General features: G+C 40.4%; 13 protein-coding genes. 6 read left to right on the top strand and 7 right to left on the bottom strand.

Features of this window, described 5'->3' with window-relative positions; all coding sequences use genetic code 11:
• Positions 1–117: 117 nt before the first annotated feature.
• A complete protein-coding gene (locus tag ABWP91_RS03050) occupies positions 118–4,257 on the top strand; it encodes a two-partner secretion domain-containing protein (protein WP_353241974.1) in 4,140 nt (1,379 codons plus the stop codon).
• An 82-nt stretch (positions 4,258–4,339) separates the two neighbouring features.
• Here the strand turns inward: ABWP91_RS03050 and hpt are convergent, their stop codons facing one another.
• Both hpt and cueO read right to left on the bottom strand, forming a co-directional pair.
• Entirely contained in the window at positions 4,340–4,876 is a 537-nt protein-coding gene (hpt, locus tag ABWP91_RS03045; RefSeq protein ID WP_219246096.1) for a hypoxanthine phosphoribosyltransferase, read from the bottom strand.
• 127 nt (positions 4,877–5,003) lie between these two features.
• A complete protein-coding gene (gene cueO / locus ABWP91_RS03040) occupies positions 5,004–6,668 on the bottom strand; it encodes a multicopper oxidase CueO (RefSeq protein ID WP_353241973.1) in 1,665 nt (554 codons plus the stop codon).
• A gap of 241 nt (positions 6,669–6,909) precedes the next feature.
• Between cueO and ABWP91_RS03035 the strand changes: the two genes are divergently transcribed.
• Positions 6,910–7,260: a YacC family pilotin-like protein gene (locus tag ABWP91_RS03035; protein ID WP_219246094.1), complete on the top strand. Its 351-nt coding sequence runs from the start codon at positions 6,910–6,912 to the stop codon at positions 7,258–7,260.
• Positions 7,261–7,330: 70 nt separating this feature from the next.
• On the opposite strand, the gene ABWP91_RS03030 is transcribed toward ABWP91_RS03035, so the two are convergent.
• On the bottom strand, positions 7,331–8,371 hold the full coding sequence (locus ABWP91_RS03030; RefSeq protein WP_353241972.1) for an AbrB family transcriptional regulator: 1,041 nt from the start codon (positions 8,369–8,371) through the stop codon (positions 7,331–7,333).
• Positions 8,372–8,491: 120 nt separating this feature from the next.
• Positions 8,492–9,139, bottom strand: a complete 648-nt coding sequence (locus tag ABWP91_RS03025) for a TetR/AcrR family transcriptional regulator (RefSeq protein WP_353241971.1) — start codon at positions 9,137–9,139, stop codon at positions 8,492–8,494.
• Positions 9,140–9,508: 369 nt separating this feature from the next.
• Here ABWP91_RS03025 and ABWP91_RS03020 point away from each other — a divergent pair, with 369 nt between their 5' ends.
• Entirely contained in the window at positions 9,509–10,729 is a 1,221-nt protein-coding gene (locus tag ABWP91_RS03020; protein WP_353241970.1) for a Tm-1-like ATP-binding domain-containing protein, read from the top strand.
• 11 nt (positions 10,730–10,740) lie between these two features.
• Positions 10,741–11,568, top strand: a complete 828-nt coding sequence (locus ABWP91_RS03015; RefSeq protein ID WP_353241969.1) for a phosphoenolpyruvate hydrolase family protein — start codon at positions 10,741–10,743, stop codon at positions 11,566–11,568.
• A 49-nt stretch (positions 11,569–11,617) separates the two neighbouring features.
• On the opposite strand, the gene ABWP91_RS03010 is transcribed toward ABWP91_RS03015, so the two are convergent.
• The 3 genes from ABWP91_RS03010 to ABWP91_RS03000 all read right to left on the bottom strand — a co-directional run bounded on the left by ABWP91_RS03010 (position 11,618) and on the right by ABWP91_RS03000 (position 14,117).
• Positions 11,618–12,313 (bottom strand): hypothetical protein, encoded by a 696-nt coding sequence (locus ABWP91_RS03010; RefSeq protein ID WP_353241968.1) that lies wholly within the window; start codon positions 12,311–12,313, stop codon positions 11,618–11,620.
• Between the two features lie 4 nt (positions 12,314–12,317).
• Positions 12,318–13,055, bottom strand: coding sequence for a hypothetical protein (locus ABWP91_RS03005; protein WP_353241967.1), 738 nt, complete (start codon positions 13,053–13,055; stop codon positions 12,318–12,320).
• A gap of 165 nt (positions 13,056–13,220) precedes the next feature.
• On the bottom strand, positions 13,221–14,117 hold the full coding sequence (locus ABWP91_RS03000; RefSeq protein WP_353241966.1) for a diaminopimelate dehydrogenase: 897 nt from the start codon (positions 14,115–14,117) through the stop codon (positions 13,221–13,223).
• A gap of 199 nt (positions 14,118–14,316) precedes the next feature.
• Between ABWP91_RS03000 and ABWP91_RS02995 the strand changes: the two genes are divergently transcribed.
• Both ABWP91_RS02995 and ABWP91_RS02990 read left to right on the top strand, forming a co-directional pair.
• Complete coding sequence (locus ABWP91_RS02995; RefSeq protein ID WP_353241965.1) at positions 14,317–15,663, top strand: MATE family efflux transporter; 1,347 nt, start codon at positions 14,317–14,319, stop codon at positions 15,661–15,663.
• A 208-nt stretch (positions 15,664–15,871) separates the two neighbouring features.
• Positions 15,872–17,191: an L-cysteine desulfidase family protein gene (locus ABWP91_RS02990; RefSeq protein ID WP_353241964.1), complete on the top strand. Its 1,320-nt coding sequence runs from the start codon at positions 15,872–15,874 to the stop codon at positions 17,189–17,191.
• Positions 17,192–17,247 lie beyond the last annotated feature (56 nt).

Raw genomic sequence — 17,247 nt, 5'->3', positions numbered from 1 at the left:
TTTTAATTCAGCATATTTAAATATACTTATATTTTTATTTAGCCATAATTCGCTAGTCATAATGGAGTAATGTAAATTCAACTAAATAAATAAAATTTCATATTTAGGGATATAACTATGAGTCAATCTATTAAGAGTGGGTCACAAGCACCTACGTTAAAGCTAAAACCTATTTTCCTCTGTATTTCTGCAATTCTTGGTGTCGCATCTGTTTCACAAGCTGAAATTATCAATACGAATGGTGCAGGCGTTATGAATCAACATAATGGCCCAACCGTTGTTCATATTAACAAGGCTAGTGATAAAGGCGTTTCCCACAATATTTACAGTAAATTTGATGTTGATAAAAACGGCGTCATTCTTAATAACAGTAAAGACAACATTGATACCAAATTGGGTGGTCTCATCAATGGTAACCTTAATTTAGCAAACGGAACGGCTAAAGTTATCATTAATGAAGTTAATTCTAATAATGCAACTACGCTAAATGGGATGGTTGAGGTCGCAGGCGATAAGGCTAAAGTCATTGTCGCTAACCCATCAGGAATAACATGTAATTCCTGTGGTTTTATTAATACAGAGAGTACGACATTAACAACAGGTAAACCTATCGTTACGAATGGCGAGTTACTTGGCTATAATGTTTCTAAGGGAAAAATCATTGTTAATAAAAGCTTAGATTCAGATTCCCCTACTGAGCTAATCTCCCGTTCAGCCGCTATTAATGGCCAAATAAAAACTAAAGAATTAAAAATAGTCACAGGCAATAATTTTGTTGATGCTGATGGAAATGTACTCTCTAAGGTCGCAGGGTCAGGCCCTTGGCCAGAAGTTAGTATTGACGTTTCATTATTAGGTGGAATGTACGCAGATAAAATAACCTTAATTTCCACAGAATCTGGAGTCGGTGTTCGCAATAAAGGTATTATATCCGCAGGTAGCAAAGGTCTATCCATGACGAGTGCCTGGTACCTTGCTAATGACAGTAATAAAATTGAATCGGCGGGCAATATCGATATTGTCACCAACACTTTTCATAACAAAGCGTTAGTCAGTGCTAATAAAAATCTGACGATAAAAACCACAAATACCAATGATGGTTATATCACGTTTATTAATAGAAAAGGAAAATTAGTCTCAACGGGTGGTGATGTAAATTTAACGACCGCTTATACTATTATTAATGATGATGATAGCCTAATCAGTGCTAAAAATAATGTTAATTTGGCCGCTAATAGTATTCACAATGGCACGGGTTTAATCAAAGCAGAAACGGGTGATGTAAATATTGATGCTAGAGGTGCAGTTTCCCAGTCGGAGCGTTACAGGAGCAGCATCCCCGAAGATCGGATCATTGCTGGACGTGATGTAAATATTACTGCAGGCAGAATCATCAGTGAATCAGCTAAAATTCAGTCTGGTCGAGATGTTAATATCAAAACAACCTCTACTGTTGAAAATAAAAATACCCTCATTACCGCTAAGCGTCGCATCGATCTAGACGCGAGTGCAATCATTAACAAATCATCATCAATTACTGCAACTAATGCTAAATCTGATATCACTGCATCCAATTATATCAGCAATGATGCAAATTCAGTTATTAGCAGTGGCCGTGGGTTAAATATCACAACGGCAAAATTAATAAATGCAGGGAAAATCATTTCCCCAACCAATAAGCCTAATACCCCACCGATTCCGACTTATGTTACAAATATTAAAGCGGACTCACTTGAAAATAAAGGTGGAATGATTACGGGTGACACGCTCAATATTACATCTAATAATATCCAAAATGAAAATGGGTTTATTGATGCCACAACATTAAATGTAAAATCTAATACACTGAATAATAATAGCGGTTATATCCGTTCTTATAAAGATGCTGTTTTTAGTGTTAATAGCTTAAGTAATAGAAATTCATCTAGTTTCGCCAGTTATGCCTATAAATTTGGTTTAGCCAGACAAGCAGGTGGAATTGAAGTACTCGATGGTGGAATTACTGTTACAGGTGTGACTGTTGATAATACCCATGGCTTATTTAAAAGTAACATTTTAGAACGAGCAGCAACTGCGGGTGGAATGGAATTTACGCTTACAAACAACCTTGTGAATAACTCAGGTACGTTAAACAGTGTTGGCAATATTATGATTGATACAAAAGAAGTGAGTAATCAGTCAGGTATAATCAACACAGATGAAAAATTAACAATTAAAGCTGAAAAATCAATCAATAATATTTATGGGAGATTTACGTCAAAAGATGTCACTGAACTTTATACACCTTCTTTCCTGACTTACGATAAAAACGCAATTTATAGCTTAGATGGAACAGGGATTATTTATAAGCCTGACGGGTTAAATATTGTTCATATTAAAAAACCTTCAGATAAAGGTGTATCCCATAACACTTATCAACAATTTAATGTTAATGGAAAAGGTGTCATTTTTAACAATAGCGATTCACAATCAACTACCCAATTAGGTGGTGATATTTGGGGTAATGCAAATTTAGCAGGAGTAGATGCAGCTAAAGTTATTTTAAATGAAGTCGTTGGTAATAACATGAGTACGATTAACGGTATGATGGAAGTTGCTGGTAATACAGCTCAAGTTATCGTCGCTAATGCATCAGGTATTACCTGTAATAGTTGTGGATTTATTAATGCGGAGCGCGGTGCTTTTGTCACAGGCACACCATTGGTCGTCGCAGGTAATTTAATTGGTTATAACGTCAATAAAGGTCAAATTACCGTTAATAACAACCTTAAATCTGATAATGCTATAGATTTAATTGCACGTTATGCTCTCATTAATGGAAATGTTGAAGCAAATGAAATTAATATCGCAACAGGTAATAGTGTATTTGATAGTCAAGGTAACGTATTAAATGAGCTCTCTTACACTAACCACACCAATAATGGCTTAGCTATCGCCTCAAGTGGTAAATTAAACGCGAATAAAATAAAACTGAATATTACAAGTAATCAAGGACATTTGATTAATAAAGGCCTGATAAATGCAGGTAGCACAGGCTTAGAAGCAAGTGCTTATTATGTCGGAAATACAGCAACTATTCAGTCTAAAGGGGATATTACTCTTGCCTCTACAAGTCAATATGACTTTAATAATGATTATGGGAAAATAATCTCTACAGCGGGTAATGTTAACATTGAAGCTAAAGCTGGGTTATTAAACCGTTACAATGGCTTAATTAGCGCTAATAAGAATGTAAACTTGAACATTTTCGAGAACATCCAAAATGGCGGTGGTTTAATTAAATCTGAAAATGGTGATATTAATGTTGATATGACTGGAACAATCTATAACTGGGCAGATAAAAACACAAATAGGTTTATTGCAAGTCGAGATATTAACATCAAGGCATCAAGAATTGTCAATGACAAGGCGCTAATGTCCGCAGGTCGTGATTTTAATTTTACAGGTTCATCAATTGATAATAAATCAAGTACCATTAGCGCAGAACGCCGAATGACCCTTGACACTCAATATTTAACTAATGCCTCTTCTACCATTAAAACGGGTACTGGCCGTATGGACATTACGGCAGGTACTATCTTAACCAATGATATTTACTCCACAATTAGTAGTGCGCGTTTGTTAAATATTACAACGCCAAAACTGACAAATAATGGTGTGATTGCATCAGGAAATGGTAAATCAACATTCCGTACTAACGAGCTAGTTAATAAAGGTTATATCAAAGGCTTCGACCTTAACTTTGTCTCTACATATTTAAATAACACGGGGGGCTTGGTTAAAGCAGACAACAATGTTGTTATGAATGTCGATCATGTTACCAATACTGATTCCGCTAATTTTAGCCGTAATACAAGTTATCTTGGTCTGACGAGCCAAAAAGGCGGAATCATTGCTGAAGATGGTAGCATCAAAATCAAAGGGACACAGTTGAACAATACCTCAGGGATTATTCAAACTAATGCTGTTTTCCCAATGGCAAATGAAGCAGATATTAGTATTAATGTGTCTAATGACATCAACAACAACTGTGGACAAATAAACAGTGCAGGAAATCTGAATGCCTCTGCAAATACAATTTCCAACTATAGTGGTTTGTTCAAAGCAGGCCTTGATTTAACTGCAAAAGCTGACCGTTCTATTAGTAATAACTACGGTACGTTCAATGCAAGAAATACCACGAAAGTTACCACGCCTAGCCTTTCTAACAGCTATGGAAAAATAACAGGTAACAATGTCATTATTAATACAAACTAAACTCGTGATTCATTAATTAGAATCAACATAAACAAAAGGACAGCAAGTATGCTGTCCTTTTTCAATTAATTCATTACGATGATTACTCTTCAAGTAAAGTCACATGCCCAATATAAGGAAGATGACGATACTGTTGCGCGTAGTCAATACCATAGCCGACAACAAATTTATCTTCGATTGAGTAGCCAATCCATTCGACAGGCACATCTACTTCACGACGTGATGGTTTATCCAGTAAAGTGCAAATCGCGACCGATTTAGGGCCACGCAATTCAAAAATTTCACGAACTTTATTTAAGGTATTACCTGAGTCGATAATATCTTCAACAATTAAAACGTGTTTACCACGAATATCTTCATCTAAATCTTTGACGATTTTGACATCACGGCTTGATGTCATCGCATTGCCGTAACTTGAAACGGTCATAAAATCGACTTCATGTGGAACATTAATTTTACGGCATAAATCCGCCATAAAAATAAATGAACCTTTCAATAAGCCAACAAGGACTAAATCGCCTTCAAGGGGTTGGTAATGTGCACTGATTTTTTCAGCTAATTCACTGATTCGTTGGGCAATCTCTTCTTCAGAGATCATCACTTCAAGGGTATGTTTCATCTTCAATTACGCATCTAAAGGAATGGAAAGCGCGTAATTTTACCATAGGCTAGGCTCAGATACTAATAAAGGAAAATGCAGCACTAACACTTAATGCTGCATTTTACCCTAAAACAGAATTTTTCGATTAACTCACTGTAAAGCCGAGCATCATTCCTGTGTCTTCGTGTTCTAATAAATGGCAATGCGCCATATAGGGGTGTTCTTTCGTCGCAGGGTGTTTAAATTCCACTAAAATTTCGCTCACCTGCCCTTCAACTTTGACAATATCTTTCCAGCCTTGGCGATGCGGCTCAACGGCTTGGCCATTTTCTTTTAAAATACGAAAGCGAATTCCGTGTACGTGGAATGGGTGTAACATCATGTCTCCACGCCCTGAAACCACCCAAATTTCTTGGCGGTTCATTGGCGCATCAAACGCTGGATGCGTCATTGAAAACACTTGCCCGTTGATAGTATTGGCGTTATGAATATCTAAATCACCAGCACCAGTACCGCAGTGCCCACCATTCCCCATGCCACCACGCATATTGCCGCCACTCATGTTACCGTGGTTCATTTTGCCTTGGCTCATATTCCCATGATCCATGGTTCCACTGTTCATCATGGCGCCATGATCCATATTACCCATCATCGCGCCATGACCACCCATGTTCCCCATCGCTTGTGCGCCATATTTTTCACGTAACATCATCATGCCTTGCATATCTAAACGCATATCCATCATCAAATGGAAACGACGGCGATTTAACCCTGCTAAAGAGGGGATTGCAGAGATTGCAGCAAGAGTTGAAGGTAATTTTCCTTCGCCATTTGTTAATGTGGTTTCGATACGTAAAACAGGCAGAGGCTGGTCAAATGGTGCGATAGTCATCCCCATTTGCCCTACAGGTAAAGTGACTAAATCAAACGCATGACCATCTGAAACATCAATTAATACCTCAAAACGCTCACCCATTAAAATCGGTAATTCAGTCAATGCAACCGGTTCAGCAAGTAAGCCGCCATCACTGGCAACAACGTACATTTTACGACCATCGCTGGTTGAAATATTCAAACTACGTGCGTTACAACCATTGAGTAATCGCAAGCGGATCCAACCTTTTGGCGCAATATGTTTCGGGTAAACCGCGCCGTTAGTCAGCATGAAATCACCAAACCAGCCTACCGCAGCACTCATTACATCTAATTGATAATCGATTTGCCCGTCATCTTTCAAACGCTTATCTTGTAAAATTACAGGGATATCATCAACCCCCCAATGACTTGGCAAACCGTGTTTTTCGCTATTTTCATCTTTAATCAGGACTAATCCCGCCAGCCCCATAGCGACTTGGTAGCCGGTTTTTCCATGAGTATGAGGGTGGAACCAACAGGTTGCTTCACTTTGATCAATGGTAAAATTGACTTTGCGTGTTGCGCCAGGTTGAATAATTGCCTGTGGCCCGCCATCCTGTTCGCCTGAAATTTCTAAGCCATGCCAGTGAACAGTGGTATCTTCTGCCAACTGATTCACAATATTGACATTAACACTCTGGCCATTTTTTAAGCTAATCGCAGGGCCGAGTAAATCACCGTTATATCCCCACGTGGGGGTTTTTTTACCGGGAACAAATTGGGATGTGCCTTGCTTAATCGCCAATTGAATGTTGCCTTGCGCATCAGGCTCTAATAGCGGCGGGATAGCCAATGTGGGATAGTTTTCAGCGGCTACCGCGATGCGGCTCCAAATAGGCAGCGCACTTGCAGCATATGTGATAGCACTTAATTTCAAAAAATCGCGACGTAACATTGATAACCTTCCTTTTGTTTATCAAATCAATAATCAATGACAGAGTATATTGAGGGAAATTACCCTTTCTCTGCAAAACATGGTTTAATAAAACAAATGATAAAGCCTCCCCTTACAGGAAGGTCAATAAACCCACTCAATAATTATGGGTTTATTACATTCATTTAAGAAAAATATAGTTGACTAACAATTCTATTCTTATGCTAACGTTACTTGACATAGAAACCCGATAGAATAAAGAATGCGCAAATTTATATTAATGATGTCATGCTTAATGACTCTGTTAGGGATAACCAATTCTGCCAGAGCTCTTGCCCCCAACGAAGCTGAAGATCTGGCTGATCTGACGGCTGTTTTTATCTACCTAAAATATGACTGTGGGTACTCACAAATTCCCGATAGAGAAATTGAACGCGCTATCGTGTACTTTGCGAAAAGTAATAAATGGGATTTGAGCAACTACAACTCTGAGAAAATGACTCAGCTAAACAAAGAAAGTTACAACGACTTAAAGGGAATACCGCTTAATCAAGAGTTTAAGTGCCAGTCATTAGCGAGGGATTCTCTCGGCCTGTTTGCCTACGTAAAATAATTTCCATCAGTGACATTAAGAAAACATGCCTAGAGTTTGTTTGCATGTTTTCTTCTCCATTTTGCCACTTTTATTGTCGTTTCTTTGCCCTACTTTCTTGCCAAAATAAAACAACGGATGGAATACTTTGGATGATCACCATGCGAATAATATGGTTCGACATCACAAACCCTGCGTCCAAATTCATCGTAATTGCTGCAAAGGTCATCGCTTCCATACTTCCCGGCGCCCAAGCGAGCAATAATACCGAAATATCATACCCCGTTAACCAAGCTGCAAACACTGTAATCAAGAACGTTAAAATAATATTGATGACAACGACTTGTGCAGAGGAATAAATATTTTTAATTAACGATGAAAGCGGGAAAACAACAAAGTGGTTACCAATATTCATCCCAATTAACACCATACTCAATTCCGTCAGCATTAATGGAAAATTTAATGGGATATCGACCCAGCTTTGTATTAATGTCGCCGCCGCTAATGAGGTTAGCATATAAGGTGCAGGAACTCTGAAACGCTGTAATATTAAACCTGCAATCACCCCAACGGCGACAATCAGCAATAGCCACATTGTGTCTATCAACGTTAATGAAGGAAATTCGATAATCGGTTGTGGGTCACCATCACTTCCAACGACAATCCCTGCTAATAAAATCAATATGATAAGGCGAATAGTGTGAGAAATAACAATCTTCTGTGGCGGTGTATGCGTATGGTCAGTTAAGGCCAAAATGGCAGCCATTGCACCAGGCACTGAGCCCAACATAGCTTCTTGTTTTGTCCAACCGACTTTGCGATAAAACCAAAAAAAACTAACGGAAAATTGCACAGCCAAACACGCAACTAGCATCAATAATAATAGAAATAAATTATCCGCTTCATTCAGTGAAACCTGATTAAACATCAAGCCAACCGAGGTACCTAATGTCACTTGAACAAAAGAGATTGTATGTTTAGGAATTGCGAAGGAAATGCCAAAACGATGAAAAATAATAACCGCGATAATTGGGCCAAACATCAGTGCGAGTGGAACACCAAGGTAGGTTAATCCACCACCAATCACCGCACAAACAGCGATCCCAACGATCATCTTGAGTAATTTCATCATACGACATTAACCATTAAGACTATTTATAACCTTAATTTATATCATATTATTAATGCCAGATGACCTTCGTTTTGCTTTATTTATTATGATAGTGATTATTCACTACGGTTCTATCATTTGTTAGTTTTTGATTTGCTTATTTTGACGTTTGGTATTATCTGCAACGGCTTGGTTCATTATCGCTTTTGCCATCCATTGCGCTAATTCTATGACCTGCTGATTATCCATTTTCCAAATATCTTTTAGCACTAAGAAAATCTCTGACCCATAAATAACGGAAAATGCTTTGATGACCTTATCAACGATTTCCTGCGGATATTCCGATTTCATCGGCGTAGTGACCATCGCAAGGATATCTTTACGGTTTCCCCGCTCAAATTGCTTACTTTTGACCTCTTGCGGAGCAGAGCGCCCTTGCGCCCACTGTTGCAATGAGGCTTGTAACGCTGCCCTTAAAGCACCTTCATGCTCAAACATGCGTGGAAAAGCAAACGTCAGTAGCTCATCAATACGCTCTTCTGTTTTTTCACTTTGTGGGCGCCACGTTAAAATTGGCCCTAAACTTTCATTGACAGTTGCTGTGATTAAATCACTCTGAGTCGGAAAATACCGATATGCGGTAGCGCGGGAAACACCCGCCTCGAGCGCCAATTCAGAAACAGAAGGCATTGCCCCTTTTTCAAATAACTCTAAAGCCGTGGTCACCAGTAATACATAAGTCCGTTTTCGCGTCCCTTTATATTCTGAGGCTGAATTAGTTTTCGGCATTTAATTATCCTTAAAATACTGTCTCTTACAACAAGTCTAGTCAATAACACTTAGAAAGCACAAGCAGAAATAAGTATACCTACTCAATACCATATAATTAAAAGATGCATATCTCAAACTAACCTGTATATACAATCAAATAAGTTATCCCTATCACAAATTTAGTATTCTAATGCTGCACTATAGATACAGCATGCTAATTAATATTTATGATGTTTTATCAATAAGATATACATATTAGCAACTAATCACTGTTGCAACAAACCAAAAAATGAGACTGCAATCTCATTTTACAAACACCAAAAATGATACTATAGTCTCATTAAGGTGAAAAATTCAACGCGAACTCTAATCTGAAAGGATTTTTATATGAAAAAGCACCCTGGTTTTATCTATATCGCCACAACGCTGGATACGAAAAGCGCTGAACTATTTTATGTCAGTGAATTAATTAAAAGCGCTGGGTTAGCTGTTCGCACTGTTGACTTAACCACTCAACCAACACAATTAGAAAAAGAGGCGGATGTCAGCGCGCATACCATCGCAAGTTTTCACCCTCTTGGTATAAATGCGGTTTTTTGTGGTGACCGTGGCAAGGCGATTGAGGCGATGGCTCACGCTTTTAGCCTTTACCTTGCAGCCCAAACTGATGTTGCGGCGATCCTTGGTTTAGGCGGTTCAGGCGGAACCGCATTAATCACTCCTGCAATGCAAGTACTGCCTGTGGGTATTCCTAAGTTAATGGTCTCCACCATGGCGTCAGGGGATATCTCAGGTTATATCGGTGCGAGTGATATCTCCATGATGTACTCAGTCACCGATGTTTCGGGCTTAAACATTATTTCGCGTAAAGTTTTGAAAAACGCAGCAAATCAAATCGCAGGCGCTGTCTGGTTTAACCAAGAAGATGACGAAAATATTGATATCAAACCCGCCATTGCCCTAACCATGTTTGGTGTGACAACGCCTTGCGTTCAACAACTTACCGCACAATTAGAAGAACAATATGACTGCCTCGTCTTTCATGCAACAGGCAGCGGCGGCAAAGCAATGGAAAAACTGATTGATAGCCAGCTACTGCATTCCGTACTGGATATGACGACAACAGAAGTGTGTGACTATTTATTTGGTGGCGTTTTAGCGTGTGACGAAGACCGATTTGGCGCCATTCAACGTACACAAACACCTTGCGTCATGTCTTGTGGTGCATTGGATATGGTGAATTTTGGGCGACCAACGACGGTGCCTGAAAAATACCAAGACCGCTTATTTTACCATCACAATGCACAAGTCACATTGATGAGAACGACCAAAGAAGAAAACCAACAAATGGGTCGTTGGATTGCGGAGAAATTAAATCGCTGTGATGGCGAAATTCGTTTTATTGTTCCAACATCAGGGTTTTCCGCATTAGATATCGAAGGCGCACCATTCTGGGATCCTATCGCAGACCAAGCGTTTATCGATGCACTGATAGAAAACCTCATAACAACAGAAAAAAGACAGCTTATTTTGAGTCCTCACCACATAAATTCCCATGATTTTTGTGAGCAGGTTATTCAGCTACACCAGGAAATTTTGAACAAATAATAGAGGTTAATATGAAACATAACCGCGCAGAGTTATTAAAAAAATTCAGAGACATGATTGCTCGTGGAGAACCTATTATCGGCGGTGGTGCAGGTACGGGTTTATCGGCAAAGTGTGAAGAAGCTGGCGGCATTGACTTAATCGTTATCTATAACTCAGGCCGTTACCGTATGGCGGGTCGTGGCTCACTAGCAGGCTTATTGGCTTATGGCAATGCCAATGAAATTGTGATGGACATGGCAAAAGAAGTTTTGCCAGTCGTTAAGCAAACTCCTGTTCTTGCAGGTGTAAACGGCACCGATCCATTTTGCCAATTTGATAAATTTTTAGATGACATCAAAACAACAGGCTTTGCGGGCGTGCAAAACTTCCCAACGGTTGGTCTGATTGATGGCAACTTCCGCGCTAACCTGGAAGAAACAGGAATGGGCTATGGCCTAGAAGTGGATATGATCCGCATGGCGCATGAAAAAGATTTATTGACCACACCGTATGTTTTCAGCGCTGATGATGCCGTTGCAATGACCAAAGCGGGGGCTGATATCATCGTGCCACATATGGGCTTAACAACGGGCGGGAATATTGGTGCCGAAACAGCACTGACACTCAAAGACTGCGTACCACTCATCAATGAATGGGCAAAAGCGGCTAAAGCAGTGCGTGATGACGTCATTGTCCTGTGCCACGGCGGCCCTATCGCAACCCCTGAAGATGCCGAATATATTTTAGCTAACTGCCCTGACTGCCATGGTTTTTATGGCGCAAGTTCAATGGAACGTTTGCCTACCGAAGTCGCACTAACAAAGACCACACAGCAATTTAAATCAATAACACGTTAAATTTTTTATTTTTTGCCAACACCGGGCGCCTATTTCGATAGGCGCTTTTTTATTTCTTTTTGGGGTTTAAAAAACGCCACAATACCCAAAGTAATGATGTGGAATAATACAAGACACCGAATTGAATAATCATAAGCGGTTTTTCCGTCATCCCTGCCATTTTTAACAGGCCATAATAGTTATTTTCTTCAAGGTATTGCTCAGTCAGTCCCCCTTCAGGTAAATAACGCGTTAAAAATACGGCAATAATAAAACATGCAACGTAATGACGTAATTTAGCAATCCCTTCATCGAAGGCATTAAAGCTATCAAACTCACTCCCTTGTTGACGCCCAATAATAATTCGATTAATTAATGTCGCTGCATAAATATAAAGGATAGCGGAAGAGTTAATTTGCGTCGTATGAAAAATATAAGCCACGCCCCCTAAAATAGCGGCCACAAAAATGAAGAAAAACCCACGCTGAAGCACCGCCATCATTGTGCCCATATGCACTAAAATAAACTCAAACAGCAAGATCAATACCATATTGTAAACCACTTCAACGCCCGACCCATCAGGGGAAAACCACAAAGACAATAAGAAACCGATATAAAAAATAGTTAAGCCGTGATCCACCAGCGAAGGTAGAAAATGCATAACACCTTGAGGTTTATCTGATGCAATAAAATGGCGTTTCCCTTTTACGATGGATAATGCCGATCGCGTATTGGCATTTTTTTTGTTTCTTATCTTCCTTGCCACGAAATTACTTCCCTTTTTCTCGGTAAATAGAGTGCCCCTTGCACAAGAAATTCATTAAGCAGGCCATAAAAACAGGTAACCCAAAGTAGAGCACTCCAAACGCAAAAGCGACATGGGGTCTGTCAGGGAACTCTCCACCAGTGGAAATACTGGCGTAATAATCAATAGAGCGTAAATATTCAGGCGTTAACCCACCATAAGGCACAAGAAAAGATAAAATCAATACGAGGAAAATACAGAACATAAAATTGAGTGCCATTAGTGCTGAATAGCCCATATTTTCACTGCGTTCTTGTTCGCTACGGCTGGTTAAACCAAATAGCATTCGGTTAGCAACCGTCGCACTATATAAATACAAGATCAGCGGCGAGTCCCCTAATACTGACATATTAATCGCCAACGCAAATAAACCATAAAAAAGCGCAAATAAGGTTAATATTCGCCAATCACGAAATACCGCCATAAAGACGCCTGAATGAATTAAAATAAATTCAAAAATAAGGATGATAGTCAGGTTATAAATAATTTCGACCGTGTAGTACTCAGGGAAAAACCAAACAGACAAAATAAACCCAACATAGAAAAGGGAAAAACCGTAGTTAATTATCTTGGAGAACGCGCGAATAAGACTAAAAGAATGCGAACTTTCTTTCACACTTTTCACTGAGGGCTGCTTTGGGAAAAAACCTTGGTTTTTGTTTTGCTTTTCTTTTAATTGCTCATTCCCTGACGGCTTCGCCATGATATCACTCCACATTATCAATATTGCTTTTTTAATAAGCTACTTGATAACGCAAGAAATAAACAGTGGCCAAAATCCGAATGAATAAGTCACTCTAAGATAAAGTGTAAGAAATATCGACAAGATGGCATGAACTGAACGCGTCATGCCACAAATAAAATGTAATTAGACTAGCTTAGCAATCAACGTGTCTAAATCACCTTGCAGGAAATTCACTGGAGGGATTTCAATCACCGTATAAGCACCCGCCGCCTGCTTCATTGAAGCGCGCGCAGCTGACACCATAAATTGTGACGTTAACGCAGGGTTATTGATACGCATTGAATATTCGAACAATTGATTGTGTGTCGCACCCGAAACGCCTTTGTGCGTCATGTGCACACCATGCCCAACGTCTTTTAATGCGTCAATGCTATCGACCTGACGAATGTGAGTTTCATCAGAGGTAAAATAGCTATCCGCTTTAATTGCTTGAGCAACATCATCAAATTTTGCGCCTGCGTCTAATTCAATGTATACCATACGGCGGTGTACACCGGTTCCTAATGGAATAGTCACCGATAACGCATCTTTCACGCCATCAATCGCTTTTGCCGCAACACTGTGCCCCATACTCATTCCTGGTCCAAAATTGGTGTAAGTCACCCCTTTTGGCGCCATCGCTAACATTAAGGTACGCATGATAGAATCCGAACCAGGATCCCAACCTGCGGAGACGACAGCAACGCTATTATGTTGTTTTGCAACATCATTTAAGCTTCTTTTCAGCGCTACAATATCTGAATGCACATCAAAGCTATCAACGGTATTAATGCCTAATGCAAGAATTTTTGCCGCAAGTGGGCCAATTGCGCGGGTTGGCGAGCACAGGAGTGCAACATCCACTTTCCCTAGTTTTTCAATATCATCGACGACTTTATACGAGGCAAGTTCAGCAGGGATGTCTTGTGTATTGCGACGAACAACGCCGACAAGTTCAAAATCATCAGCGGCCAGAACAGCTTCTAGTGCATAACGGCCGATATTCCCGTATCCCACTATTGCTGCTTTAATTTTTGTCATTTTTACTCCTATACAGTTCTGATGTTGCTTATTAATTAATTTATAGCGAAATTAAATCTAACAGATTAATTAAAAGTAAACAAAACATTCACTTTACGAAATTGGGGGCATTTTAACCCTATTTTCATTAATGAATTCCATGTAGAATCCGCAGTTCAAACAACTACTCTTAATTCTCATAAATATATAAAGGTTCTCAATGCATCAGTCTGATGTGACTGAGCGGTCACTCTTTTCGCTCAGTTGGCCAATTTTTATCGATATTTTTCTGCATTTGGCCACATTATTAATTAACACTTACATGGTTAGCCATGTATCGACCGCTTACCTTGCAGCGATGGGGGTGGGCAACCAAGTCTTTGATCTTTTTATTACTATTTTTAACTTTATCAGTGTAGGATGCAGCGTTGTTATCGCACAATATTTAGGGGCAGGCCGCCGTGAAAAAGCCAGCCAAGCGATTCATATCTCCATCGCCTTTAACTTTATTCTTGGTTTTTCCAGTGCATTAGTCGCGGTATTCTTTGGCTATACCATTCTAAAAATCATGAATATGCCATCCCATTTAATGGCGGATGGTTATACTTATTTACGTATTTTAGGGATTTGCTTAATCCCTGAAGCGATTACTATTATTTTAGCGGCTTGCTTACGGGTTTATGGCAAAGCACAGCCCGCCATGTGGGTAACATTAATTGCCAACCTGATTACTGTTGCAGGTAATATTATTGTACTTTATGGTTTCTTCGGTTTACCACAATATGGTTTAGAAGGTGTGGCATGGTCAACTGTCGTTGGGCGTGTTGTGGCTGTAATTTTACTTTTCTGCTTATTATTCTATGGGTTGCGCATTAAATTTGTCCCAATGATGTTAATTCATTGGTCACGTAAAATGCTCGGTAAAATTTTACACATTGGTTTACCTTCTGCGGGGGAAAACTTAGTGTGGATTTTACACTTTATGACGGCATCTGCTTTTATTGGTTTAATGGGAGAAACGGCGCTTGCGGCACAAACTCTGTATTTCCAATTATCGCTATTTATCATGTTATTTGGTATTTCCGTCAGTATTGGTAATGAGATTATGGTCGGCCATTTGGTTGGTGCGAAACGCTTCCAAGATGCCTATATTCGTGGAATAAAAAGCTTAAAAATGGGCTTTTATGTCACTATCGGTGTTGTCATTGCCTTCTGGTTACTTCGTGACCCTATCCTTAACAACATCACTGATGACCACGGTATTATCGAGCTCTTATTACCGCTCTTTTTACTCTCGGTATTTTTAGAGCCAGGGCGTACCATTAATATTGTGATGGTGAATGCGTTACGTGCCTCTGGTGATGCCCGCTTCCCATTATGCACCGCCATTATCTTTATGTGGGGCGTGGCGATCCCCCTCGGCTATTTCTTAGGGATCAAAATGGAAATGGGCTTGCTGGGAATTTGGCTCGGCTTCTTCGCCGATGAATGGTTGCGCGGCTTGACTAATGCATGGCGCTGGCGCTCACGGAAATGGCAAAGTAAACGCCTCGATGTGGAAAGCTAACCCGTAAAACAATCACAATGTCCTGCCCTATTTTATAGGCAGGATTTTTGTGACGAAGCGCAAACTAGAAAATATTTTATTTTTATCTCCATTTTTGGAGATTTTTTTTCTCTCACGCACAAGTATATCCCCAAACTTAGTGAAGTTTTTCTCCAACAGGTTGTTTAAAATAATAAAATCAACAAAGATTTCATTAAGGGGACCTGCCATGCATGCGCAATCACAACCATTACTTTGGCAATATTTTATCAATGCGGTAAAACAAGAGGTTAAGCCAGCATTAGGTTGTACTGAGCCAATTTCATTGGCTTACGCAGCAGCAAAAGCAGCGTCCTTCCTTGACGGTGACGTCACGCGCGTTTGCGCCTTTGTTTCCCCTAACCTGATGAAAAATGGGATGGGCGTCACGGTACCAGGCACTGGCATGGTAGGGTTACCTATCGCGGCAGCCTTAGGTGCGATTGGGGGCGATGCAGATGCAGGTTTAGAGGTACTTAAATCCGCTTCAGCTGACGCCATTGCCTTGAGCAAAACAATGTTAGCGCAAGGCCTAGTAAGCGTTGATATCAAACACCCTTGCGAAGACGTTATCTATTCCGAAGCAACGGTACATACCCAAACAGGTTCAGCGACGGTGATCATCACAGGTTCACACACCAATATTGTGAAGATAATTCATAATAATGAAACGGTGTTTGATACTTTATCAAGAAAGCCCCTAGATGATGCCCCTGTTGATTGCGCTGCGGATATTCCCTTACCGCCCGTTACCGCAAAGGCCGTCTACCAATTTGCGACTGAAGCCCCATTAGACGATATTCGTTTTATTTTAGAAGCTGCCCAGTTAAATGAAGCCCTTTCCCAAGAAGGCCTGCGCAATGTGTATGGCTTACATATCGGGAAAACGTTACAAACTCAGCGTGACCGCGGTTTGTTATCGAAAGACTTGATGTCCGAAATTATGATACGCACCTCTGCCGCATCCGATGCCCGTATGGGTGGTGCGGTTTTACCCGCGATGAGTAACTCAGGTTCGGGTAACCAAGGTATCGCTGCAACCATGCCTGTGGTGGTGACAGCAGATTACCTGCAATCCTCTGAAGAACAGTTGGCTCGCGCGTTGATGTTATCCCACCTAATGGCGATTTATATTCATAATCAATTACCTGCGTTATCAGCGCTGTGTGCTGCAACGACCGCTGCTATGGGCGCCGCCGCAGGGATTGCATGGTTATTGGAGTCACGCTATGAAGTCGTCGCAATGGCGATTTCCAGTATGATTGGCGATGTCAGTGGGATGATTTGTGATGGTGCATCAAACAGTTGTGCAATGAAAGTCTCCACCAGCGCCAGTGCGGCTTACAAAGCGGTACTTATGGCCTTAGATAATAGCTGTGTGAGAGGCTCGGACGGTATTGTGTCCGATGATGTCGATCAGTCTATTGCTAATTTGTGTTCATTGGCCGCAGGGTCGATGAGGCATACGGATGTGCAGATTATTGAGATTATGGCGTCAAAAGCGCGTTAATTCTTCGCCCTTAACGCCGTAGCGTTGTTGGCTACACTCGCCAACCCTAGTCACAT

The sequence above is a fragment of the Providencia sp. genome (genome assembly GCF_040396775.1).
GTDB lineage: Bacteria > Pseudomonadota > Gammaproteobacteria > Enterobacterales > Enterobacteriaceae > Providencia.
The sequence above is the reverse complement of the archived record's forward strand: the minus strand, read 5'-3'. Positions and strand labels throughout refer to the sequence as shown.

Bases quoted from the DNA above. Each gene is read 5' to 3' on its own strand.
- ABWP91_RS02990 (WP_353241964.1), top strand. From the start codon at position 15,872: ATGCATGCGCAATCACAACCATTACTTTGGCAATATTTTATCAATGCG.
- ABWP91_RS03030 (WP_353241972.1), bottom strand. From the start codon at position 8,371: ATGATGAAATTACTCAAGATGATCGTTGGGATCGCTGTTTGTGCGGTG.
- ABWP91_RS03035 (WP_219246094.1), top strand. From the start codon at position 6,910: ATGCGCAAATTTATATTAATGATGTCATGCTTAATGACTCTGTTAGGG.
- ABWP91_RS03000 (WP_353241966.1), bottom strand. From the start codon at position 14,117: ATGACAAAAATTAAAGCAGCAATAGTGGGATACGGGAATATCGGCCGT.
- ABWP91_RS03015 (WP_353241969.1), top strand. From the start codon at position 10,741: ATGAAACATAACCGCGCAGAGTTATTAAAAAAATTCAGAGACATGATT.
- ABWP91_RS03025 (WP_353241971.1), bottom strand. From the start codon at position 9,139: ATGCCGAAAACTAATTCAGCCTCAGAATATAAAGGGACGCGAAAACGG.
- ABWP91_RS03005 (WP_353241967.1), bottom strand. From the start codon at position 13,055: ATGGCGAAGCCGTCAGGGAATGAGCAATTAAAAGAAAAGCAAAACAAA.
- ABWP91_RS03020 (WP_353241970.1), top strand. From the start codon at position 9,509: ATGAAAAAGCACCCTGGTTTTATCTATATCGCCACAACGCTGGATACG.
- ABWP91_RS03050 (WP_353241974.1), top strand. From the start codon at position 118: ATGAGTCAATCTATTAAGAGTGGGTCACAAGCACCTACGTTAAAGCTA.
- cueO (WP_353241973.1), bottom strand. From the start codon at position 6,668: ATGTTACGTCGCGATTTTTTGAAATTAAGTGCTATCACATATGCTGCA.
- ABWP91_RS02995 (WP_353241965.1), top strand. From the start codon at position 14,317: ATGCATCAGTCTGATGTGACTGAGCGGTCACTCTTTTCGCTCAGTTGG.
- hpt (WP_219246096.1), bottom strand. From the start codon at position 4,876: ATGAAACATACCCTTGAAGTGATGATCTCTGAAGAAGAGATTGCCCAA.